At 56.0% G+C, this 21298-nt stretch carries 20 protein-coding genes; 9 read left to right on the top strand and 11 right to left on the bottom strand.

Features of this window, described 5'->3' with window-relative positions:
• Positions 1-257 precede the first annotated feature (257 nt).
• The 10 genes from IEX10_RS10810 to IEX10_RS10765 form a co-directional block, all read right to left on the bottom strand.
• A complete protein-coding gene (locus IEX10_RS10810; RefSeq protein WP_188674527.1) occupies positions 258-1712 on the bottom strand; it encodes an NAD-dependent succinate-semialdehyde dehydrogenase in 1455 nt (484 codons plus the stop codon).
• 3 nt (positions 1713-1715) lie between these two features.
• Positions 1716-2993 (bottom strand): 4-aminobutyrate--2-oxoglutarate transaminase, encoded by a 1278-nt coding sequence (locus tag IEX10_RS10805; protein ID WP_188674524.1) that lies wholly within the window; start codon positions 2991-2993, stop codon positions 1716-1718.
• 112 nt (positions 2994-3105) lie between these two features.
• Positions 3106-3792, bottom strand: a complete 687-nt coding sequence (locus IEX10_RS10800; protein ID WP_188674521.1) for a type 1 glutamine amidotransferase — start codon at positions 3790-3792, stop codon at positions 3106-3108.
• A gap of 10 nt (positions 3793-3802) precedes the next feature.
• Positions 3803-4774 (bottom strand): agmatinase, encoded by a 972-nt coding sequence (gene speB / locus IEX10_RS10795; protein WP_188674518.1) that lies wholly within the window; start codon positions 4772-4774, stop codon positions 3803-3805.
• Positions 4758-5570, bottom strand: a complete 813-nt coding sequence (locus IEX10_RS10790; protein WP_188674515.1) for an ABC transporter permease subunit — start codon at positions 5568-5570, stop codon at positions 4758-4760. The genes speB and IEX10_RS10790 overlap by 17 nt, the downstream gene beginning before the upstream one ends.
• Positions 5570-6445 carry an ABC transporter permease subunit gene (locus IEX10_RS10785; protein WP_229678527.1) on the bottom strand — a complete coding sequence of 292 codons (876 nt, stop codon included), beginning with the start codon at positions 6443-6445 and terminating at the stop codon, positions 5570-5572. Before IEX10_RS10785 ends, IEX10_RS10790 begins: the two co-directional genes overlap by 1 nt.
• A 71-nt stretch (positions 6446-6516) precedes the next feature.
• The gene (locus IEX10_RS10780; protein WP_188674509.1) at positions 6517-7656 is read right to left on the bottom strand and encodes an ABC transporter ATP-binding protein; all 1140 of its coding nucleotides are present in this window, start codon (positions 7654-7656) and stop codon (positions 6517-6519) included.
• 64 nt (positions 7657-7720) lie between these two features.
• Complete coding sequence (locus IEX10_RS10775; RefSeq protein ID WP_188674506.1) at positions 7721-8803, bottom strand: polyamine ABC transporter substrate-binding protein; 1083 nt, start codon at positions 8801-8803, stop codon at positions 7721-7723.
• 34 nt (positions 8804-8837) lie between these two features.
• A complete protein-coding gene (locus IEX10_RS10770; protein WP_188674503.1) occupies positions 8838-10148 on the bottom strand; it encodes an NAD(P)/FAD-dependent oxidoreductase in 1311 nt (436 codons plus the stop codon).
• Positions 10148-11497, bottom strand: coding sequence for a glutamine synthetase family protein (locus tag IEX10_RS10765; RefSeq protein ID WP_188674500.1), 1350 nt, complete (start codon positions 11495-11497; stop codon positions 10148-10150). The genes IEX10_RS10770 and IEX10_RS10765 overlap by 1 nt, the downstream gene beginning before the upstream one ends.
• Positions 11498-11644: 147 nt before the next feature.
• On the opposite strand from IEX10_RS10765, the gene IEX10_RS10760 reads away from it, so the two are divergent.
• Positions 11645-12325: a GntR family transcriptional regulator gene (locus IEX10_RS10760; protein WP_229678511.1), complete on the top strand. Its 681-nt coding sequence runs from the start codon at positions 11645-11647 to the stop codon at positions 12323-12325.
• A gap of 118 nt (positions 12326-12443) precedes the next feature.
• The gene (locus IEX10_RS10755) at positions 12444-13961 is read left to right on the top strand and encodes an aldehyde dehydrogenase (protein WP_188674498.1); all 1518 of its coding nucleotides are present in this window, start codon (positions 12444-12446) and stop codon (positions 13959-13961) included.
• Here the strand turns inward: IEX10_RS10755 and IEX10_RS10750 are convergent.
• The gene (locus IEX10_RS10750; RefSeq protein ID WP_229678510.1) at positions 13958-14875 is read right to left on the bottom strand and encodes a LysR substrate-binding domain-containing protein; all 918 of its coding nucleotides are present in this window, start codon (positions 14873-14875) and stop codon (positions 13958-13960) included. The two genes, IEX10_RS10755 and IEX10_RS10750, sit on opposite strands and share 4 nt — an antisense overlap.
• Before the next feature lie 73 nt (positions 14876-14948).
• On the opposite strand from IEX10_RS10750, the gene IEX10_RS10745 reads away from it, so the two are divergent.
• From IEX10_RS10745 to IEX10_RS10715, 7 genes are all read left to right on the top strand, one after another.
• Positions 14949-16157 carry an acyl-CoA dehydrogenase gene (locus IEX10_RS10745; RefSeq protein ID WP_188674496.1) on the top strand — a complete coding sequence of 403 codons (1209 nt, stop codon included), beginning with the start codon at positions 14949-14951 and terminating at the stop codon, positions 16155-16157.
• 268 nt (positions 16158-16425) lie between these two features.
• The gene (locus IEX10_RS10740; protein WP_188674492.1) at positions 16426-17346 is read left to right on the top strand and encodes an MBL fold metallo-hydrolase; all 921 of its coding nucleotides are present in this window, start codon (positions 16426-16428) and stop codon (positions 17344-17346) included.
• 12 nt (positions 17347-17358) lie between these two features.
• On the top strand, positions 17359-17748 hold the full coding sequence (locus IEX10_RS10735; RefSeq protein ID WP_229678509.1) for a rhodanese-like domain-containing protein: 390 nt from the start codon (positions 17359-17361) through the stop codon (positions 17746-17748).
• A 292-nt stretch (positions 17749-18040) separates the two neighbouring features.
• Positions 18041-18478 carry a universal stress protein gene (locus IEX10_RS10730; RefSeq protein ID WP_188674489.1) on the top strand — a complete coding sequence of 146 codons (438 nt, stop codon included), beginning with the start codon at positions 18041-18043 and terminating at the stop codon, positions 18476-18478.
• A 10-nt stretch (positions 18479-18488) separates the two neighbouring features.
• Positions 18489-20042 carry an alanine/glycine:cation symporter family protein gene (locus tag IEX10_RS10725; RefSeq protein ID WP_188674486.1) on the top strand — a complete coding sequence of 518 codons (1554 nt, stop codon included), beginning with the start codon at positions 18489-18491 and terminating at the stop codon, positions 20040-20042.
• A gap of 164 nt (positions 20043-20206) precedes the next feature.
• Positions 20207-20908, top strand: a complete 702-nt coding sequence (locus IEX10_RS10720) for a MotA/TolQ/ExbB proton channel family protein (RefSeq protein WP_188674484.1) — start codon at positions 20207-20209, stop codon at positions 20906-20908.
• A complete protein-coding gene (locus IEX10_RS10715) occupies positions 20908-21294 on the top strand; it encodes an ExbD/TolR family protein (protein ID WP_188674481.1) in 387 nt (128 codons plus the stop codon). Before IEX10_RS10720 ends, IEX10_RS10715 begins: the two co-directional genes overlap by 1 nt.
• Positions 21295-21298: the final 4 nt, after the last annotated feature.

The following is a 21298-nucleotide window of genomic DNA, read 5'->3' as shown; positions in this document are numbered from 1 at the left end:
GGGCGTTAAACACTTCAAAACACCAAAACCCAACCAACCAAAACCAACCACAAACACCCCAAAACCCGCATCACACACCCAACACACCCAAATCACCCCAAAATCACCCGAGTCACCCCGACTCGAAACCTCCAGAATCGGGAATCACGGGCGAATCTGAGTCGGAAACGAAAAGACCCGCCACAGATTGTCTGTAGCGGGTCTTTATATAAGTGCAGTCTTCGGCACGGGGCCGTTTTCGTTTCAACAGCCCTCCGTCAGGAGACTTCACCAAAGCACATGTATTTCAGCTCCAAGAAATCCTCGACGCCGTACTTAGAGCCTTCACGACCGAGACCGGATTGTTTCACCCCACCAAAGGGGGCCACCTCGGTTGAGATCAGTCCAGTGTTGATTCCGACGATTCCGGTCTCAAGCGCTTCGGCCACACGCCAGATCCGGTTCATTTTGGTGGAATAGAAGTATCCTGCCAGTCCGAATTCCGTATCGTTGGCCATCGCGATCACGTCTGCTTCGGTTTCGAACCGGAACAGCGGCGCGAGCGGTCCGAAGGTTTCTTCCCGTGCAACAGCCATATCTGTGGTCACATCTGTCAGAACAGTCGGTTCAAAGAAGGTTCCGCCCAGTTCGCTACGCTGCCCGCCAAGCGCTACTGTTGCGCCCTTGCTTGTGGCATCCGCGATATGGTCTTCCACTTTGCGCACCGCTGCATCATTTATAAGAGGTCCCGTGGTAACGCCGTCCTCTGTGCCATCCCCGAGAGCCAGCTTGCCAATTGCGGCCTGAAGCTTTTCGGCGAAGGCATCATAAACGCCGGACTGCACGTAGATCCGGTTGGCGCAGACGCAGGTCTGGCCGTTGTTGCGGAACTTGGAGATCATCGCCCCGTCCACCGCAGCATCCAGATCAGCATCGTCAAAGACGATAAAGGGTGCGTTGCCGCCAAGCTCGAGCGACATCTTCTTAATCGTGTCGGAACATTGCTGCATCAGGATTTTGCCCACACGGGTCGAGCCGGTGAAGGTAATCTTCGCGACCTTCGGGTTGGCGCAGAGTTCCTGCCCGATTTCGGCAGAACGCGAGCTCGGGATGATGTTGAGCACACCAGCGGGGATTCCGGCCCGTTCCCCCAGAACGGCCATAGCCGTCGCGGACAGGGGGGTGAGTTCAGCAGGGCGGGCCACAAAGCTGCACCCTACGGCCAGCGCAGGCGCGACCTTGCGGGCGATCATCGCATTGGGGAAGTTCCACGGCGTGATAGAGCCGACAACACCAACAGGCTGTTTGATCACAACGATGCGTTTGTCCCGTTGGTGGCCCGGAATCACATCGCCGTAGATGCGTTTGGCCTCTTCTGCGAACCATTCGATAAAGGAGGCCCCGTAAAGGATCTCCCCTTTGGCTTCGGGAAGGGGTTTGCCCATCTCTGCGGTCAGGATCGCAGCCAGATCATCGGCATTCTCAACAATCAGGTCATACCAGCGCCGCAGAACTGCGCCACGCTCCTTACCGGTCCACGCAGCCCAGTCCTTTTGGGCTTTATGGGCATGGTCGATGGCAGCCGCGGTTTCAGCGACGCTGACATCGGTCACATCCGCGATCTTCGTGCCGGTGGCCGGATTGGTCACAGCGAAGGTTGCGCCGTTGCTTATCCATTCCCCGTTAATATAGGCCCGCGGCTCCAGCAGGCTCGGGTCGTTTAGATCAAGCACGCTTCAACCCTTCTTCGCAGCTTCGATGGATTGCTCCAGCAGGTCGAGCCCTTCAGCAAACACATCGTCGGGAATGGTGATCGGCGCAAGGAAACGCACCACATTGCCGTAGGTGCCACACGTCAGCAGGATCAGGTTCCGCTTCATGCCTTCGGCGCGAACGCGGTTGGCGAAATCCGCATCCGGTGCGCTGCCATCTGCTGTGTTGAACTCTGCCGCGACCATGAAGCCCGGCCCGCGCACATCTACCATCTGGGGCGTAGTCTGGCGGATTTGTTCCAGCCGTTGCTTCAGGCGGGAACCAAGTTCATTGGCGCGGTTGCACAGGTCTTCTTCTTCAATCACATCAAGCACAGCGTTCGCTGCCGCAACACCCATCGGGCTGCCGCCATAGGTACCGCCAAGGCCGCCCGGATTGGCGGCATCCATCAGATCGGCACGACCTGTAACCGCTGCCAATGGAAAGCCACCGGCGAGACCTTTGGCCATGGTAGTGATGTCGGCGCTAACATCATAGCCGTCCATTGCGAACAGGTTGCCGGTGCGCGCAAAACCGGTCTGCACTTCGTCCGCGATCATAACGATGCCATGTTCGTCGCAAAGTTCACGCAAGCCGCGCATTAGGTCTGCGGGGGCCTCATAGAAACCGCCCTCGCCCTGTACGGGTTCGATAATGATTGCCGCAACACGGGCCGGATCAAGGTCCGCCTTGAACAGTTTGGTAATCGCACCGAGCGACTGTTCCGTTGGCACATTGTGCAGGTCGATCGGGAAAGGGACGTGATACACGTCCGGCATCATTGCACCAAAGCCCTTTTTATACGGCTCCACTTTCCCAGTCAGGCTCATCCCCATGAAGGTCCGGCCATGAAAGCCGCCGCCAAAGGCGATGACGGCGGGGCGGTTGGTGGCAATCCGTGCAACCTTGATCGCATTCTCAACTGCTTCGGCGCCGGTGGTGACAAAAACGGTTTTCTTGTCAAAGTCGCCCGGAACCTTTTCGTTCAGGCGCTCTGCCAGACGCACATAGCTTTCGTACGGGACGACCTGATGGCAGGTGTGGGTGAAGGCGTGCAGCTGCTTTTCCGCCGCTGCGATAACCTTGGGGTGGCAATGGCCAGTGTTCACCACGGCTATCCCTGCGGCGAAGTCGATATAGCGGTTGCCTTCGATGTCCCAGATCTCGGCGTTGAGCGCGCGCTCGGCATAGACTTGGGTCATCATACCAACACCGCGCGAGATAGCGGCTTCGCGGCGGGAATTTACGTCTGCATTGTTCATTCGTATTAACCTTCTGTATTTGGCTGTAACGTGGGATGGCCCTTAAACGGGCAGGATATGTGGCGATATTGAACGTGCCTTTATCAGGTCTGGCAGTGATGTCGCCCCCTGATTACGTTGGCTTGGCATTCCGCCGGAAAAAGTCCTCAAACATTTGCGCATAGTCGGGTGAATCCAGGTGGGCCTGCAAACCGGCGCGCGCCTTTGTTAATATAGCGTCTGGTAAGATGTCGCCACGGGCTGCCAGCAGATCACCCATAAATTCCGGTGTAAATTCGGGATGGGGCTGCACCGTAAGCGCACGATCGCCATAGACCAGCATCGCGTTGGCACAAAAGTCGGTGGTGCCGGTAATCGCGGCCCCTTCAGGCACCTGCGTGATCTGATCCTGATGCCACGCCATGATCCGGTCGTTGCGCCCGTCCGTGCGGGCATAGTCCACGGGACCAACCTGCCAGCCGCCGCTGAATTTCTCAACCTTGCCGCCCAGCGCCTGTGCAAGAATCTGATGGCCGAAACAGACCCCGACAATCGGGATCGCAGCGGCATAGGCCCGCCGCAGGAAATCTTCGAGCGGTGGAATCCAGTCATGATCTTCATAGACGCCAAATTTTGATCCGGTGATCAGCCAGCCGTCCGCATCCATAATAGTATCAGGCAGGATACCGTCCAAAACCGGATAGGTCTCAAAGTGCAGCCCTCTCCCAGCCAGCAAACGCTTGAACAGGTCGTCGTAATCGCCGTGTTTCTCCCGCATCTCTTCGGGGGTATGGCCGGTTTGTAGTATTCCGATCTTCATAGCGCCACCTTCAAACTCTTCCAATTTCGACACCCTGCGCACCCTTGGCCTTGGCCAGAAGACACAGCCAGTTATGGGCTACGGTTGCCGCCGCGATTGCGGTGATTTCGGACACATCATAAGGCGGAGAGACTTCGACCACGTCCATGCCAATCAGGTCCAGCCCTTCCATGCCGCGAATGAACTCCAACGCCTGCCAGGATGCAAGCCCCCCAGCAACCGGCGTGCCGGTTCCCGGCGCAAAGGCAGGGTCCATCCCGTCCACATCAAAGGAGATATAGACAGGCGCGTCCCCTGCCCGTTCCCGCGCCACGTCAATAGCCGCAGCAATGCCGTTGCGGTGAATCCAGGGGCTTGTCAGGATTTCAAAACCAAAATCGTCGTCATTATAGGTGCGCAAGCCCACTTGGGTGGATTTGGACACATCAATGATCCCCTCACGGGCCGCTCGCAGGAACATCGTTCCATGATCCATCCGCGCGCCGTCATCGTCCCATGTATCACAATGGGCATCAAACTGGATCAGCGCTATGGGGCCGTGTTTTGCAGCATGCGCCTTCAGCAGCGGATAGGCGATGGAATGATCCCCGCCCAGCGTCAGCAGCTTGGCGCCACTCTCTATAATACGCGCGGCATGGGCCTCAATTGCGGGGCGCACGGTTTCGGGGTGGTGCGGGTCCAGATGCACATCGCCGTAATCCACAACAGACAGGGTTTCAAACGGGTCAAACCCGAAAGGAAAGGCTTTCAGCTCTGCCAGTTGGACCGAGGCCGCACGGATCGCCTGCGGGCCAAGCCGACAGCCCGGACGAAACGTCACCGCATTGTCAAACGGCACCCCCGTGACAGCTACATCCACACCATCAAGGTTGCGGGAATAGTTGCGGCGCAAAAAGCTGAGCGCGCCGCCATAGGTCATTTCTTCCCAGCGCCCTTTTGTGGTGTCGCTCCGCAAAAATGCCTGATCACCGTTCTGCGCCATGTTTCTTACTCCTGCTGATTTGAAGGGCGGCAGCAATGATCCCCAAGGACACGATGCCGATAATAATAGTGGCCAGTGCGTTCACATCGGGGCTGACCCCCAGACGCACTTTGGAAAAGACGACCATGGGCAAGGTCGAGGCGCCGGGACCAGAGACAAAGCTGGCAATCACTAGATCATCCAGACTAAGCGTGAACACCAGCAGCCAGCCCGACAGCAAGGCAGGCGCGATCACCGGCAGCGTCACGTCAAAGAACACCCGCACGGGTTTCGCCCCCAGATCCTGCGCCGCCTCTTCTATCGACAGGTCCATATCCACCAGTCGGGACTGGATCACCACGGCGGCATAGGCCGCACCGAAAGTGGAATGGGCGATAATGATCGTCATCATCCCGCGTCCGCCCGGCCAACCGATCACCCCCTGCATCGCCACGAACAGCAACAGCAGCGACAGGCCGATGATCACTTCGGGCATTACCAGCGGCGCGGTGATCATCATGCTCAGCAAGCCTTTGGAGCGAAACTTCTTGAACCGGATCAGCACGAAGGAACCGACAGTGCCTATCACTACGGCGATTGTGGCACTGATCAGGGCGATTTTGATGCTGACCCACGCGGCCTCAAGGATTTGGGGATCGCGGAACAGTTCTGCATACCATTTGGTTGAAAACCCGCCCCAAACCGTCACCAGCTTGCTTTCGTTAAAGCTGAAGATCACCAGCGACACGATTGGTGCATAAAGAAAAACAAAGCCGAGCAGCGCGACAATCTTTAGAAATCTGGATTGCTGACCCATCATTTCGCTCCCGCTTCTGCGGCCTGCGCCTTGCGCAACAGCATGATCGGAATGACCAGCACCACCAGCATGACAATCGCCACAGCCGAGGCAATCGGCCAGTCACGGTTGGAAAAGAACTCGTTCCACAAAACACGGCCAATCATCAGCGTATCCGGTCCGCCCAGAAGGGCCGGGATGACGAACTCTCCGACGGCGGGAATAAAGACCAACATACATCCAGCGATGATCCCGCTCGCAGACAGCGGCAGGGTCACGGTAAAGAATGTCGTGATCGGACGGGCACCCAGATCGGCAGAAGCCTCCAGATAGGACTGGTCCAGCTTTACCAGATTGGCAAACAGCGGCAGGATCATGAAAGGCAGATAGGTGTAAACGATGCCGATATAGACCGCGAAATCGGTTTGCAGCATGACCAGAGGCTCGTCGATCAGGCCGATCTTCATCAGGATGTTATTGATAATCCCGTTACCCTTCAAAAAGCCGATCCACGCATAAACGCGCAGCAGGAAAGAGGTCCAGAACGGCAGGATCACCAGCATCAGCAGGATGTTTCTGGTGTCAGGTGCAGAGCGGGCAATCAGATAGGCCATCGGATAGCCGACCAGCAGGGTGATCACCGTAGAAACCGCCGCAATCTTTACCGATTCAACATAGGCGGACAGGTACAGCGGATCATCAAACAGGAACAGGTAGTTGCCAAAGTTCAGCGTGATGTTGAGAAAACCGTCGTCCCAGTTCCACAGCGGCAGATAGGGCGGACGGGCAATGGCGGCTTCGGACAGGGAAATCTTCGCCACCACCAGAAACGGTACAAGAAAGAACAGGAACAGCCACAGCACCGGAATGGCAATCACCAGACCACGGCCACGCATTCCGATCCGGTGCAGCGCCCGCCCCAAAAGGGCAGCACCTGGCAGTTTTCCTTGATGGGTTTCCTGCTGGCTCATGCCGTCACCACAACACCGGCGCGGCCCGCCCAGCCCAGATTGACCCTGTCGCCATAGGTCGGCGCATCCTCGTTGGAACGGGTCCGGTTCGACTGGCTGACGCGGACACGTTTGCCACTGTCCAGCAACACGTGATAAACGGACACATTCCCCATATAGGCGATTTCATCGACAGTACCGCTGACAGTATTGCGCATATCATCCAGAGGCGCCTTGCTGATCTCCATCTTTTCAGGGCGCACGGCAATGGCGATCTGCTGGCCTTCTACACCACTGACCGCATAAGGCACATAAATGTCGGTGCCCGCTTCCGGCGAGGCGATCACCACATGGTTTTCGCCGTCTTCTTTAATACGGCCCTCAAACAGGTTCACCGAGCCGATGAAATCCGCCACAAAACGGTTGCGCGGAAATTCATAGATTTCATGGGGGGTGCCAACCTGCACAATCTCGCCGCGGTTCATCACGCCGATGCGGCTGGACAGGGTCATTGCCTCTTCCTGATCGTGTGTCACCACAACAAAAGTCACACCAAGACTTTCTTGAATCTTGATCAGCTCGAACTGGGTTTCCTCGCGCAGCTTCTTGTCGAGCGCGCCCAGAGGTTCATCCAGCATCAGAAGTTTGGGTTTTTTTACCAATGAACGGGCCAGCGCGACCCGCTGGCGTTGCCCGCCTGAAAGCTGATGGGGTTTGCGCGTGGCAAAACCGTCCATCTGCACCAACGACAGCATTTCCGTCACGCGGGTCGCGATCTCTCGCCTTGGCAGACCGTCCCGCTTGAGCCCGTAGGCGATATTCTTTTCAACTGTCATATGCGGGAACAGCGCATAGGACTGAAACATCATGTTGGTCTGGCGATCATAAGGGGCCACGCCAGCCTGATCTTCTCCGTCAATAATGATCTGACCTGACGTGGGAACCTCAAACCCCGAAAGCATCCGCAACAAAGTAGACTTGCCGCACCCTGAACCACCGAGCAGGCAGAAAATCTCGCCCTTATAAACATCGAGCGAAACATTCTCGACCGCCGATACAGAACCGAATTTCTTCGTGATGTTCTTGATCTGCATAAAGGGTACGGCATCCGGCGTATCCCACGGCTTGGCAGAGGTCGATGGTTGACTGATGGTCATAGAGCTGTCCCTTTAAAGATCGGGCCGGACATCACACCATTCAGCGCAACGTCCGGCCTGCATGTTATTGTCCGGTCTTGATTGTGGTCCACGCGCGGGTCAGGGACCGGTCATAACGCGGGGTATGGGGCCGCAAAGAGAACAGGTTCGCCTGAACATCCTTCGATGGATAAATGCCCGGATCGTTACGCACCTCTTCATCCACGAACTCTGTCGCGGCTGTGTTCGGGTTGGCATAATAGACGTAGTTGGTCACAGCCGCCGCGACTTCGGGCTTGAGGATATAGTCAATGAACTTCAGTGCGTTTTCAGCGTTTGGCGCATCATCAGGGATGGCCAGCATGTCAAACCCGACCTGTCCGCCCTCTTTGGGGATGGCATAGGCCACTTCAACGCCCTGATTGGCCTCGGCCGCACGGTCACGGGCTTGCAGCACGTCGCCGGAATACCCAACGGACACGCAGATATCGCCGTTGGCCAGATCGTTAATGTACTGGGAGGAATGGAAGTAACGGATATGCGGGCGCACAGACAGCAGAAGGTCGGTGGCTTTCTCAAGGTCCGCTTTGTCTTCGGAGTTCGGGTCAATCCCGAGATAGTTCAGCGCAGGCGCCATGATTTCGGACGGGCTGTCCAGAACAGCTATCCCGCAATCCGCCAGCTTCGCGGCGGTTTCAGGATCAAAGATCATGTCCCAGCTGCCAATCTTATCCGCGTCGATGCGCTCTGATACAGCTTGGACGTTATACCCCAGTCCGGTGGTGAACATCATATAAGGAACGCCGTGGGTGTTGTCCGGATCGTTTACCGCCAGAATTTCAAGGATCTGCGGGTCGAGGTTGCCATAGTTCGACAGGGCGTCCTTGTTGATTTCGGCAAACACACCGGCCTGCGCCTGACGGGCCATGAATTCGATAGAGGGAACCACCACATCATAACCGCTGGAGCCGGTCAGCATTTTGGCTTCCAGAACCTCGTTGCTGTCAAACACGTCGTAATTCACTTTGATGCCAGTCTCGGCCTCAAAATTCGCGATGGTGTCTTCGGCAATGTAATCCGACCAGTTGTAGACGTTCAGTTCGCCCTCTGCCAGCGCACCACCCGCGCCCAGCGTAACTGCGGCACATGTCATCATAATTTTCTTCATCTTTTTCTCCCTGAAATTTGTGAAGTGAGTGTATTCAAACCCCGAGCCGGTCCCGCAGCCCGTACCACCAAGACCCCATGACAGAGTATGGCACACGGAACAGACGACCGCCCGGAAATGGATACCAAGGCACGTTTTCGAACACGTCAAAGCGGGACACGTCCCCGTCGATCGCTTCGGACAGAATACGCCCGAACGTGTGCGAACCGGTGACGCCATGACCGGAATAGCCATGGGCGAAATAGGTGTTTTTACCGATGCGACCCATCTGGGGCACGCGGCTGAAAGATAGGGCGAAATTACCGCTCCAAGCGTAATCCACCTTTACCTTCTTCAGTTGTGGGAACACTTTTTCCATGTTGCCACGCAGCTTTGCTTCGATGTCGCGCGGGTCAGCGCCGCCGTAAACGGTGCCGCCGCCAAACAGCATGCGCTTGTCGCCGGACAGACGGTAATAATCCAGAATGTAGCGGATATCCTCAACGCAGGCATCTTGCGGCAGTAGCGAATGGGCCAGCTCTTCGCCCAGCGGCTCGGTTGCCATCACTTGCGTGGACACCGGCATGACGCGGGATGTCAGTGTCGGCACCACATGGCCCAGATAGGCATTGCCACAAAGCACCAGCGTCTTGCAGGTCAACGACCCTTGAGTGGTGGTCACAACAGGGCGCGACGCATCGGTATCCACCGCTGTCACCATAGACATCTCGTAGATGGTGCCGCCCAGCATCTCAAACGCCGCAGCCTCCCCAAGCGCGAGGTTCAGCGGGTGCATGTGGCCGCCGGAATGGTCGATTAACCCGCCTTCATAAAGGTCGGAATTGATGTGCTCGCGGATTTGCTCTTTATCGAGCATCTCCTGATTGTTGATGCCGTAGCTTTCCCAAAGCGTCTTACGCTCTTCCAGCTCTTTCATGTGGGCCTTAGTCAAGCCGGTGAAGATGTTCTTCTCTTTCAGATCACACTTGATGTTATAGGTGTTGATCCGCTCGCGGATAATCTCGCCGCCCTCTTGCACCAGTCCGGCCACAAAGGTCGCTGTGTCTTGCCCGTAGCGCTTCTTGATGGTCTGGAGGCTGGCATTCAAACCGTTCACGATCTGCCCGCCATTGCGCCCCGAAGCGCCCCAGCCCACACGCGCTCCTTCTACGATGGCTACGTTATATCCTTTTTCTGCCAGATGCAGCGCAGTGGACAGACCGGAATACCCAGCCCCCACGACACAAACGTCCACTTCATGCGCCCCCACCAGTGGCGGTCGTTCCGGTGCAGGATTTGCCGATGCTGCGTAATAACTGCCAGTGTGGCTTCCGTCGCCAGCATAGTGTTTTTGATTGGCCCCCATCACACAATCTCCAGATAGGAATGATATTCAAAGTCCGTCACATGCCGCGCAAAACGTTGCAGCTCCTGCGCCTTACATTCGACCAACAGCGTTTGCAGCTGTGCCGAGAAGATGTCCTGAACGTGCCGCCCTTCGCCGAAAGCTTCTATCGCGCTGGCCCAGTCGAGCGGCAAATGCGTAAGCTTCTGACGATACGCATCCCCCGTGATCGGCGCGGCAGGCTGCATGTCCTGCTCAATCCCGAGCAACGCGCCCCCAAGGATGCTGGTTAACACCAGATAAGGGTTGGCATCCGCTCCGGCCACGCGATGCTCGATCCGTCGCGCCTTGTGATTTCCGCCCGGAATCCGGATTGCCGCAGTGCGGTTTTCATACCCCCAAGCCACACCCGTTGGCGCATGCGCGCCCGGCATTAAACGCCGATAGGAATTTTCATGAGGTGCAAAGGTTAGGCTGTTTTCTTGCATGGTCGCCAGCAGTCCGGCCACCGCATTCAGCATCACGGCCGAACCTTCTTCTCCACCGTTATCAAACACATTGTTTCCCGCTTCATCGAGCAAGGAAAAATGAACGTGAAACCCGCTGCCCGCCCGTGCGCCATAGGGTTTCGCCATGAACGTCGCCGCGAACCCGTGCTTGCGGGCGACACCGCGCACCAGCCGTTTGAACAGCACCGCGTCATCCGCAGCCTTCAACGGGTCGTTCACATGCAGAAGGTTAATTTCGAACTGCCCTGCCCCGTTCTCGGAGATTGCGGCATCTGCTGGGATGCCCTGATCGGCGCAGGCTTCGTATACGTCATTCAGAAAAGCATCAAAGTGTTGCAATTCGTCAAGCGACAGAACCCCATCGGAATCAAGCCGCTTGCCTGTCACCGGAGAATGAGGCGCGCGAGGCTGGTCCCCTGACGGATCGCACAGATAAAATTCCAGCTCCGTCGCCACTACAGGAGTCAGACCGCGCTCCGCGTAACGCTCGACCACTGCATTTAATGCACGACGTGGATCGGAATTGAAGGGCGTTCCGTCCTCTTTACGCATCCAGAGCATCGCCATCGCAGAAGGACGGTCCGTCCAGGTGATCGGCAACAGGTCGCGCCCTGTGAATTCGCACAACCCATCGGAATCGCCAGTCTCAAACACCAGCGCACTGTTTTCGATATCCTCCCCCCAGATATCCACGCTCACCACAGAAAGTGGCATCCGGATGCCACCCTCAATTACCTTGTCGGCCTGATCCACTGGAACCCGCTTTCCCCGCAGGGTTCCATTCAAATCACAAACACAAGCGAAGACCGACTCTATGTCGGGGTGGCTTTCCAACCAATTTTTAACATCTCGAACGGGCATGGATTCTCCTTTGTGATACCGATCTAGCATATGTGATATCATTTGTGAACTTGGTATTTTCTTTTTACATCAGCCAGAGAGTTTCATACTGTAAGCCAAGACACCGCCCCAAAGCGCAGCCACCCCAGAAACGCCGGATACACCATTGTGAACATTCCAGAACTTCCCGTTGACGCAGACACCACAGATCAGGAATCCGTCTATGCCCGTCTGCGCCATGCGATTATGGTTGGCACGATTGAACCGGGGACCAATCTGACCATGCGCGGCCTCGCGGACGCGATGGGCCTAAGCCCGACCCCGGTTAGAGAGGCTGTCAGACGGTTAAGCTCTGAAAATGCGATTGAAATCCTACCCAACCGGCGCATGGCGATACCGGAAATGACGCTCGGCCGGTTTGAAGAACTGGTGGCGCTCCGCATCACTTTGGAAGTACACGCCGCCGAACGATCCCTTCCCTATTTATCTGATCATGTTATCGAAAAACTTCAACAGCTTGATGATGAGATGGACATAGCACTCAGCGAAGAGAACCTCGACAAGTTGACGATCCTGAATTTGAAATTCCACCGGATGCTCTATTCCGTCAATCCGAATCAGGTCTCAGTACCCGCCATCGAAAGCGTCTGGCTCCAGCTTGGTCCATTCCAACGACAGGTGGTGAAACGGGTCAAGGAATTTTACAAGATCGACCGCCACAAGGAAATCCTGACAGCCCTGCGCGCCCGCGATGTGGCCGCCCTGATGAACGCGACTGAAAGCGACATTCGTGAAGGCAGCAGCCGCAGTGGACGGCGCGTTCTGACAGAAAACCTGCCGACGACCTGACACCTAAACCAACGCCACAACCACTGACCTGAACGAACAGGCGCGTTAAATCGCCTTGTTTACGCCCCTTATTTTGTGATACCTTTTTAAATAAAAGTATCTCAATAGTTGGAAATCCATGACTGAAAATCCAAATATCGACTGGCATGCCAAAGCTAAAAACCTTCGCAGCGCATTGCAAACTGGCGCACAACTGCTGATAGATGGTCAAAGCATTGATGCAGCATCAGGCAAAACATTCACTTCCATCAGCCCCATAGATGGAACACCACTTGCGCAGGTGGCTTGCGGCGCAGAGCAAGACGTCAACCGCGCAGTTAAAGCCGCCCGTGCTGCTTTCCAAGACGGTCGCTGGGCAACCCGCCCGCCCGCTGAACGCAAGCTTGTTCTGCGCAGATTTGCTGACCTGATCCGCGCCCATCGGGACGAACTTGCGCTGCTTGAAACGCTCGACATGGGCAAACCCATTGCGGACAGTACCTCTATCGACGTGCGGGCGGTTTCCAACTGCTTTGACTGGTACGGCGAAGCAATCGACAAAGTTTATGACGAAATCGCCCCAACTGCTGCCAATGCCGTTGCGATGGTTACAAAGGAACCTCTCGGCGTGGTGGCTGCGGTCGTGCCGTGGAATTTCCCCATGTTGATGGCCGCGTGGAAGCTCGCCCCGGCCCTGGCGACCGGAAATTCGGTGATCCTAAAACCAGCCGAGCAATCTCCGCTGTCCGCCATTCGACTTGCCCAACTCGCGTTAGAGGCCGGCATCCCCGAGGGCGTCCTTAATGTTGTGACCGGGGACGGTCCCGAAGTCGGGCGCGCACTTGGCTTGCATATGGATGTGGACGGGTTATTTTTCACCGGATCAACGCAAGTTGGTAAGTATTTTATGGAGTATTCCGCACAGTCGAACCTGAAGCGTCTGGGGCTGGAATTGGGCGGCAAAAGCCCCAACATCATCCTGTCCAGTTACCGCGACACCGAACACGCTGCTAGCACCTCGGCCCATTCCGCCTTTTTCAATCAGGGCGAAATGTGTACCTGCCCCAGTCGCCTGATTGTCGAGCGCTCCATTCAGGATGAAGTGGTCGAAACTCTTTTAAAGGTCAGCCAGTCCTATACCCCCGGCGACCCATTGGACCCTTCAACCAGCATGGGCGCTTTGGTAAACGACAGCCACGCCCGCCGAGTGCTGGAGTTCACAGACCACGCCATAGCCGATGGCGCAGATGTGATCACTGGAGGCAAACGAGCGCGCCCCGACAGCGGCGGAAGTTATGTCGAGCCAACGATCTTCAACAACGCAACGAACAACATGCGCATAGCCCAAGAAGAGATCTTCGGCCCCATGTTAACGGTGATCCCCGTAGATAGCCTTGAAGAGGCGATTCGCACGGCAAATGACAGTTGTTACGGTCTGGCTTCTGCGGTTTGGACTGATGATCTCGCTACTGCGCATCAGGTCTCCAAAAGCATCCGTGCCGGTCTGGTTTACGTAAATTGCTATGATTGCGACGATATGACGACACCCTTTGGCGGCTTCAAAGAGTCTGGGATCGGTCGGGATAAGTCGCTGCACGCACTGGATAAATATGTTGAACTTAAAACCACTTGGATGAACATAAAGCCCCGCCCTTAGTCTTTTGCCGCCGTATTGTGCAACCAGTTGGTAAAGCTTTGCATCGTGGTACTTGGCTGGCGGCCGGCGGGGCGGATCAGCGCGTAAGGTGTTGGTCCCTCCAGCCTCTGCGAGTGGATTTGGCGCAGACTTCCGGTCGCCAGCGCAGATTGTACGAAAATGTCCGGCAACAGCGCCACGCCCAACCCCGCTGCGGCGGCAGAAATCACCATATCAAAATGTTGAACACGCGGCCCTCTAAGGCGATCAGGCGGTGGGGTTCCAAGGCGAGAAAACCAATCATTCCAAAGCTCTGGCCGTGTGGCCAACTGTATCAGCGGGTACCCTGCCAGCTGTTCGGCTGACAGTTCAGCCATTCCATCAACCAGCCTCGGCGCGGCCACTATGATCAGGGTCTCATCCAGCAGATGACCTACTTCCGCTCCTTTGCGTGCCATTACCGCCCTTTGCAGCGCCGCATCGAACGGACTCTCGTCAAAATCTACCGGATGTAATGCCGAGGTAAGGTCGATTGATACATCGGGGTGGGACGCCAAAAATTCAGGCAGTCGCGGTATTAACCATGTCGAAGCCAGCGTTGGCAGAACCGCCAGACGCAGGACATCACCGCCTTCTCCAAACGCCATCGTCATCCGCGCGGACCGGTCCAGCGCGGCGAGGATTTCCCGCGACTCATGCACCATAGCGCGTCCTGCATCCGACAGATGCAACCGCTTGCGCACCCTATGAAACAGCTGCACACCTAGCCGCTCTTCCAAGGACCGGACCGACCGGCTGACTGCACTTTGCGTCAGGTTCAGCGCTTCAGCCGCACGGGACACCGATCCGAGATCACCGCAAAACACCAACGCACGCAGTTCGGGAATGCTCGGCGTGTAATTGGGACGTAGCACCATAATATTACTAAAACTCATCAACTGTGGATTTTCTATCGTTATCAAACCGACGGCCCCTTTGCTAGTCAGGTGCAAAGAAAAGGAACACTGCATGACCCTGAAAGCCAAAGACGCCCCCGATTTGAACCGGTTCAACTGGGAAGACCCTTTCGCGCTGGAAACCCAGTTAAATGAAGAAGAACGCATGTTGCGTGACGCGGCCAAAGCCTATGCGCAAGATAAATTGCAACCCCGCGTGATCGAAGCCTACCGCGAGGAAAAGACTGATCCCGAAATCTTTCGTGAAATGGGCCAAATGGGCCTATTGGGCGTAACGATACCTGAAGAATACGGCGGGCTTGGCGCGTCTTACGTTGCCTATGGGCTGGTCGCGCGAGAGGTCGAGCGGGTGGATTCGGGTTATCGTTCGATGATGTCGGTGCAAAGCTCTCTCGTGATGTATCCGATTTACGCCTACGGATCTGAAGAGCAGCGCAAAAAATATTTGCCAAAACTTGCCAGCGGGGAATGGATCGGGTGTTTCGGCCTGACAGAACCGGATGTAGGCAGTGATCCTTCGGGCATGAAAACCGTGGCGAAGAAAACCGCCAACGGGTACAGGATTTCCGGTGCGAAAATGTGGATTTCAAACAGCCCGATCGCTGACGTTTTCGTGGTCTGGGCCAAGTCCGAAGCCCACGGCGGCAAAATTCGCGGCTTTGTCTTGGAAAAAGGTATGGAAGGTCTGTCCGCCCCCAAAATCGCGGGCAAACTATCTCTTCGGGCCAGCATCACTGGCGAGATTGTAATGGATAATGTGGAGGTCGGCGACGACGCGCTGTTGCCGAATGTGGAAGGGTTGAAAGGGCCGTTTGGCTGTCTCAACCGCGCCCGTTATGGCATCAGTTGGGGTGTGCTTGGCGCGGCGGAATTCTGTATGAACGCGGCCCGTCAGTATGGTCTGGACCGCCAACAATTTGGGAAACCGCTTGCCCAGACGCAACTTCACCAGTTGAAACTTGCCAATATGCTGACCGACATCAGCCTTGGCTTGCAGGCCAGTTTGCGGGTGGGGCGTTTGCTGGACGAAGCGGAAGCCGCGCCGGAAATGATCTCTGTCATCAAGCGCAACAATTGCGGTAAGGCACTGGAAATTGCGCGCATCGCACGGGATATGCACGGCGGCAATGGCATTTCGGAAGAGTTCCAGATCATGCGCCATATGGTGAACCTTGAAACGGTCAATACCTACGAGGGCACCCATGATGTGCATGCGTTGATCCTCGGGCGGGCGATTACCGGCCTACAGGCGTTCTATTAGGGACTGATCCCGCGCCCTCATTCGGGGGCGCGGACCCGCACAACTCTTAATGTTTCATGTAAAACATTGCCCCAATCGGCACCCCGATTTTTTCGGAGCTGCCAGCAAATCGATCCAAAGCAATACCTTACAATCCTGACACCATTTCCAGCGTTTTCGCATCGAAAAGGATGGCGGTGAACGCGCAGTTGGATTGAACCAAACCCCCGTCCCAGACGTTGACCCCGCGAATGTTGTTAAAAACTCCAGCGGATGAAAGGATCTTGAGATGGCAGATCAATCGGAATTTGAAAAACGCATTACACGGCACTCCGCCTCTACCGGCTCGGGCAGTCCGGATGTTTGGGGCATTTATGAACCGGACACTGGGTCTATCCAATACATTTGCGCAGACCCTGAAACCAAAAAGGCCGCATTGATCGATGTGGTGCAGGATTTTGACCCCAAAAGCTTCAAGCTTTCAACGAAGGCGATGGATCACTTACTTGACTTTGTGAACGAACAGGGGCTGACGGTGGACCGCGTGCTCGACACCCACCCTCATGCCGATCACGTGATGGCCTCGGCCTTGCTGAAACAGCGGACCGGCGCGCGCAATGGTATCGGGGAGAAGGTTAAGGATATCGCCGGACTTTGGCGGGATTTTTACAATCTACCCGATGCGTTTGATGCCGAGCGGGATTTCGATGACCTGTTTAAAGACGGGGACACCTTCCAGATTGGCAATCTGGAAATGCGCGTCATGCTGACCACCGGTCACACCATGGGGTCGATTACCTATGTCTGCGGCGATGCGGCCTTTGTGAACGACACGTTTATGCAGCCCGACAGCGGTACAGCGCGGGCGGATTTTCCCGGCGGCAGTACCAAGGAGCTTTGGAACGCGCTTCAATCCATCCTCGACTTGCCGGACAAAACGCGATTGTTTATCGGCCACGACTACGGTTCGGACGATCGCAATACGCCGCAATGGGAGGCCACGGTGGGCACCCACAAAGCCGAGAACATCCACCTTAAGAACGGCACGACGAAGGAAGAATATATCAACCTTCGAAACGAAAAAGACGAGACACTGGACCTGCCCGACAGAATGCTGGCCGCGCTGCAGCTAAACCTGCGGGCGGGACAACTACCCGATGCCGAATCTGATGGGCATCATTATCTCAAACTACCTGTAAACAAATTCTAAAGGAGACCCGATATGCCAAAATCAATGAAAGACTTTGTCGCCGATGCAAAAGGGCGCGTGACCACTGTCAGCCCCGGAGCAGCCCTTAGCGCCAGCAAGGATAGCGGTGATCTGATCCTTGATGTCCGCGAAGCCGAAGAGTTGCAAAACGACGGGCGGATCGAGGGTGCCGTGCATATTCCGCGCGGCCTTTTGGAGGCGAATGCCGATCCTGAAACAGGGAAAGGCAATGACCAGTTGCTCAAGCATCGCGAAGCAGACAGCAAGGTTCATGTGCTCTGTGCCTCTGGTGCGCGGGCCACGCTCGCGGCGGATTGTCTGGACCAGATGGGGTATAATACCACGGTGATTGAGGGCGGACTGGCGAAATGGAAGAAAGAGGATTTGCCGGTACAATCCTAAGTCTACGAACGCTCTATTAAGCCTTTAAAACACGCGCGAAGCAGGCCCGACAGGGACAGCTTTCGCGCGTGCAGGCTTATCAGGCGCACTGTTGCAAAATGCAAAATCCACACTGCGGTGTTATAAATTTTCTCTATTTTACTTGAGAAATTATTAGCAATTTAGCCAAAACTCCTCCTAAACTCGGCTGTGAGGGTCTCAAATAACAACCTGAAGTACCCATAACACCCCTCGGATTCTTTTCTGGCAGCCTCTTTTTTAGGCATGTGCTTCGGGACAACAGGAGAACGAAATGCCGACAAAACTATTGATTGGTTTGGACGGGGAAGGCTCGGGCGACCGGGCACTCACCCACGCGAAACGATTGGCCGGACTCATCGGAGAGTGCGAAATCGTCGTCGCCTATGTAATCGAATGGTCTCCGTTTTCATTTCAGACGGCAGAAGAAAACGCCAAACGCCATCAACGCCGCGAGGAAGAATTGAACCTTGCCCACAGCCGGGTGGTTGATCCTGCAGTTAAGCAGCTTGTGGACGAAGGCTACGTTGCCAGCGGTGTTGTAAAGCACGGCGACGTTGCTGAAACGCTGAACAAAATAGCGGTGAGTTGTGGCGCGGAACAGATTGTTGTCGGGCGCAGCTCTGAGGGTGGGTTCAGCCAGCGCCTGTTTGGCAGTTCAACCGGCAATCTCGTCATGCATGCCAGCATGCCTGTAACGGTCGTGGGATAAGAGGGACATTATGAAACAAGCATCAACACTCTGGCTCGGCGCTGCAATGACGGCGTTCGGAGCTAATTCCGCACTGGCGCAAGAGGCAGTCAGTCTCGATGAAAAGGTAAACCAGACCTTTGCAGCCTTCACCGGCCCCTTTGTCAGCCTGATCTTTGCCCCGTTCCCCGGAACATCCTTTCCGTGGATCGTTATGTGGCTGGTCGTCGCTGCAACGTTCTTTACCCTCTACTTCGGGTTCGTTCAGTTCCGCTTCTTCAAACATGCGATTCAACTGGTGAAGGGGGATTACTCTGACCCCAATGACGCCGGCGAGGTCAGCCATTTTCAGGCGCTTGCGACGGCGCTGTCTGGCACTGTAGGGCTCGGCAATATCGCCGGTGTTGCTGTGGCCGTTGGCATTGGCGGTCCGGGGGCGACCTTCTGGATGATCCTTGCGGGGCTTCTGGGCATGGCCTCCAAATTCACGGAATGTACGCTTGGGGTGAAATACAGGAACGAATATCCTGATGGCACCGTTTCCGGTGGTCCGATGTACTACATCTCCAAGGGCTTTGATGAACTGGGTCTGCCGGGGGGTAAAATCCTTGCGGTGCTGTTTTCGGTGTTCTGTATCCTTGGCGCACTCGGCGGCGGGAACATGTTTCAGGCCAATCAGGCCCATGCGCAGATTTCTGGGATCGTCGGGGATTACCCCGGCTGGATCACGGGGATCATCTTTGCCGGTGTGGTTTTTGCAGTCATCGTCGGCGGGATTAAGTCCATCGCCAATGTAACCGAAAAAGTCGTGCCCTTCATGGGCATCCTTTATGTGGGCGCAGCGCTGATTATCCTGCTTATCAACTATGACAAAATCGGCTGGGCGTTCGGCCAGATCTTCGGCGGCGCATTCACTGGGCTTGGCGTGGCTGGCGGCATGGTCGGTGCGTTGATCCAAGGCTTCAAGCGGGCGGCGTTTTCGAACGAGGCCGGTGTGGGGTCCGCAGCGATTGCCCACTCTGCGGTGCGCACGAAAGAGCCGATCACCGAAGGGTTCGTATCCCTGCTGGAGCCGCTGATTGATACGGTTGTGATCTGCACCATGACCGCGCTGGTGATTACCATTTCACAGCAGATGATCATGGATCCGGCCACCGGAAACTATGTGCTGAATGAAGCAGGGACAGCCGTTGCCACTGTGAACGATGTTTCGGGCGTTGCCCTGACCTCTGCCGCTTTTGCAGCGGGGCTTAGCTGGTTTCCATACGTGTTGGCGATTGCGGTGATCCTGTTTGCTTTCTCCACCATGATTTCATGGTCCTATTACGGGCTGAAGGCATGGACCTACCTGTTTGGCGAAGGACAGACTTCAGAACTGGTGTTCAAAGTGATCTTCTGCGTGTTCATCGTGATCGGTGCAGCAGCATCGCTCGGTCCGGTCATCGACTTCTCCGATGCGGCGATCTTCTCTATGGCGGTGGTGAACATCTTCGCGCTCTACTTCCTGATGAAGCTGGTAAAAAGCGAACTGCACTCCTATGCCAGCCGCTTGCAATCAGGCGAGATTCGCAAGTTCTCTGACTGATTGAGACCTAAACCTATGACACAGGCGCAGAGTATCTCTGCGCCTGTGTTACATTTAGCTCCGTTTATATTGATTTGTTGACTTATTAAGTCGGGTAATATTATACGGGTGCCCGACAGCCAGCGACCTGCCAGCGACCATTTGCACAAAATTTGGTGATTGCGATGCTGGCGACCCTTCAAGCCACCTATACACAAACATTCTCGGCTGCTGCGCGTTTTCTGCTGGATGGCGGCCCGTCAATCTGGGCGATTTTCGCGCTTTCAGTGCTGGGTCTGACGCTTGCACTTTGGAAAACATGGCGATTTATCCTAATTGGCGCGTGGAGCCGTCGGGGCATATCGGGCGCAATGTTAGAACTGCGCAACGGCAATACCAAAGCAGCCTTGTCCCTGACGGGGCGATTGCGTGGGGTGCGGGGACGGTTTCTGTTTGACGCCATAGAAGCCCGCCGCATCCTTCCTGTGAAAGACGCAAAAGACGAAACCGCGCGGATCGCCAAACGCCACCTCGCCAGCGCCGCATCCGGGCTGCGCTTGCTGGAACTGGTATCAACTATCGCGCCCTTGCTGGGCCTGCTTGGCACAGTTCTTGGCATGATCGCCGCGTTTCAAGCCCTGCAAGAAAGCGGCAGCCGCGCTGATCCGGCGATCCTCGCTGGTGGCATCTGGGAGGCATTGTTGACCACCGCCGCCGGTATGGCCGTAGCAATCCCCGCCTCTTTCGCGCTGACATGGTTTGAAAGCGTCGTGGACAGCCTACGCCGCGATCTGGAGGATATTGCGACGCAGGTCTTTGTGATCCAACAGGAATTCGAACCTTCCATCGCATCGCGCCCGGACAACTCTCGACTGGCGGCAGAGTAATGCACTTCACGCCCCCCCTACAGCCACGGCGCAAGCCAAGCCTGACACCAATGATCGACGTGGTGTTTTTGTTGTTGGTGTTTTTTATGCTGGCGTCCCAGTTCGGGCTAGATCAGGTCATCCGCCTCCCCCTTGCCGCTGCTGGAGACGGCGCGAAGAACTATTCCGGCCCGCCAAGGCTGGTGTCGATCGCGCCCGAAGGGCTGCGCCTGAACGGGATTGAAACGCTACTTGATGAATTACCCGATGCCCTGCACAGCCTGACTGACTCTTTGAACGATCCGGTTATTTTGCGAGGACAGGGCACCGCCACAACGCAACGGATTCTCGACGTGCTTGGCCATCTGCAAAGTGCCGGTTTTACGGCTGTCGTGTTGGTGGACTAATCGG

Source organism: Neptunicoccus cionae (genome assembly GCF_014643735.1).
In the GTDB taxonomy this organism is placed as follows: domain Bacteria; phylum Pseudomonadota; class Alphaproteobacteria; order Rhodobacterales; family Rhodobacteraceae; genus Amylibacter; species Amylibacter cionae.
Note: the sequence above shows the minus strand (reverse complement) of the source record. Positions and strands in the feature narration are given on the sequence as shown.

Bases quoted from the DNA above. Each gene is read 5' to 3' on its own strand.
- IEX10_RS10805 (WP_188674524.1), bottom strand. From the start codon at position 2,993: ATGAACAATGCAGACGTAAATTCCCGCCGCGAAGCCGCTATCTCGCGC.
- IEX10_RS10800 (WP_188674521.1), bottom strand. From the start codon at position 3,792: ATGAAGATCGGAATACTACAAACCGGCCATACCCCCGAAGAGATGCGG.
- speB (WP_188674518.1), bottom strand. From the start codon at position 4,774: ATGGCGCAGAACGGTGATCAGGCATTTTTGCGGAGCGACACCACAAAA.
- IEX10_RS10790 (WP_188674515.1), bottom strand. From the start codon at position 5,570: ATGGGTCAGCAATCCAGATTTCTAAAGATTGTCGCGCTGCTCGGCTTT.
- IEX10_RS10785 (WP_229678527.1), bottom strand. From the start codon at position 6,445: ATGCGTGGCCGTGGTCTGGTGATTGCCATTCCGGTGCTGTGGCTGTTC.
- IEX10_RS10780 (WP_188674509.1), bottom strand. From the start codon at position 7,656: ATGACCATCAGTCAACCATCGACCTCTGCCAAGCCGTGGGATACGCCG.
- IEX10_RS10775 (WP_188674506.1), bottom strand. From the start codon at position 8,803: ATGAAGAAAATTATGATGACATGTGCCGCAGTTACGCTGGGCGCGGGT.
- IEX10_RS10770 (WP_188674503.1), bottom strand. From the start codon at position 10,148: ATGGGGGCCAATCAAAAACACTATGCTGGCGACGGAAGCCACACTGGC.
- IEX10_RS10765 (WP_188674500.1), bottom strand. From the start codon at position 11,497: ATGCCCGTTCGAGATGTTAAAAATTGGTTGGAAAGCCACCCCGACATA.
- IEX10_RS10755 (WP_188674498.1), top strand. From the start codon at position 12,444: ATGACTGAAAATCCAAATATCGACTGGCATGCCAAAGCTAAAAACCTT.
- IEX10_RS10750 (WP_229678510.1), bottom strand. From the start codon at position 14,875: ATGAGTTTTAGTAATATTATGGTGCTACGTCCCAATTACACGCCGAGC.
- IEX10_RS10745 (WP_188674496.1), top strand. From the start codon at position 14,949: ATGACCCTGAAAGCCAAAGACGCCCCCGATTTGAACCGGTTCAACTGG.
- IEX10_RS10740 (WP_188674492.1), top strand. From the start codon at position 16,426: ATGGCAGATCAATCGGAATTTGAAAAACGCATTACACGGCACTCCGCC.
- IEX10_RS10735 (WP_229678509.1), top strand. From the start codon at position 17,359: ATGCCAAAATCAATGAAAGACTTTGTCGCCGATGCAAAAGGGCGCGTG.
- IEX10_RS10730 (WP_188674489.1), top strand. From the start codon at position 18,041: ATGCCGACAAAACTATTGATTGGTTTGGACGGGGAAGGCTCGGGCGAC.
- IEX10_RS10725 (WP_188674486.1), top strand. From the start codon at position 18,489: ATGAAACAAGCATCAACACTCTGGCTCGGCGCTGCAATGACGGCGTTC.
- IEX10_RS10720 (WP_188674484.1), top strand. From the start codon at position 20,207: ATGCTGGCGACCCTTCAAGCCACCTATACACAAACATTCTCGGCTGCT.
- IEX10_RS10715 (WP_188674481.1), top strand. From the start codon at position 20,908: ATGCACTTCACGCCCCCCCTACAGCCACGGCGCAAGCCAAGCCTGACA.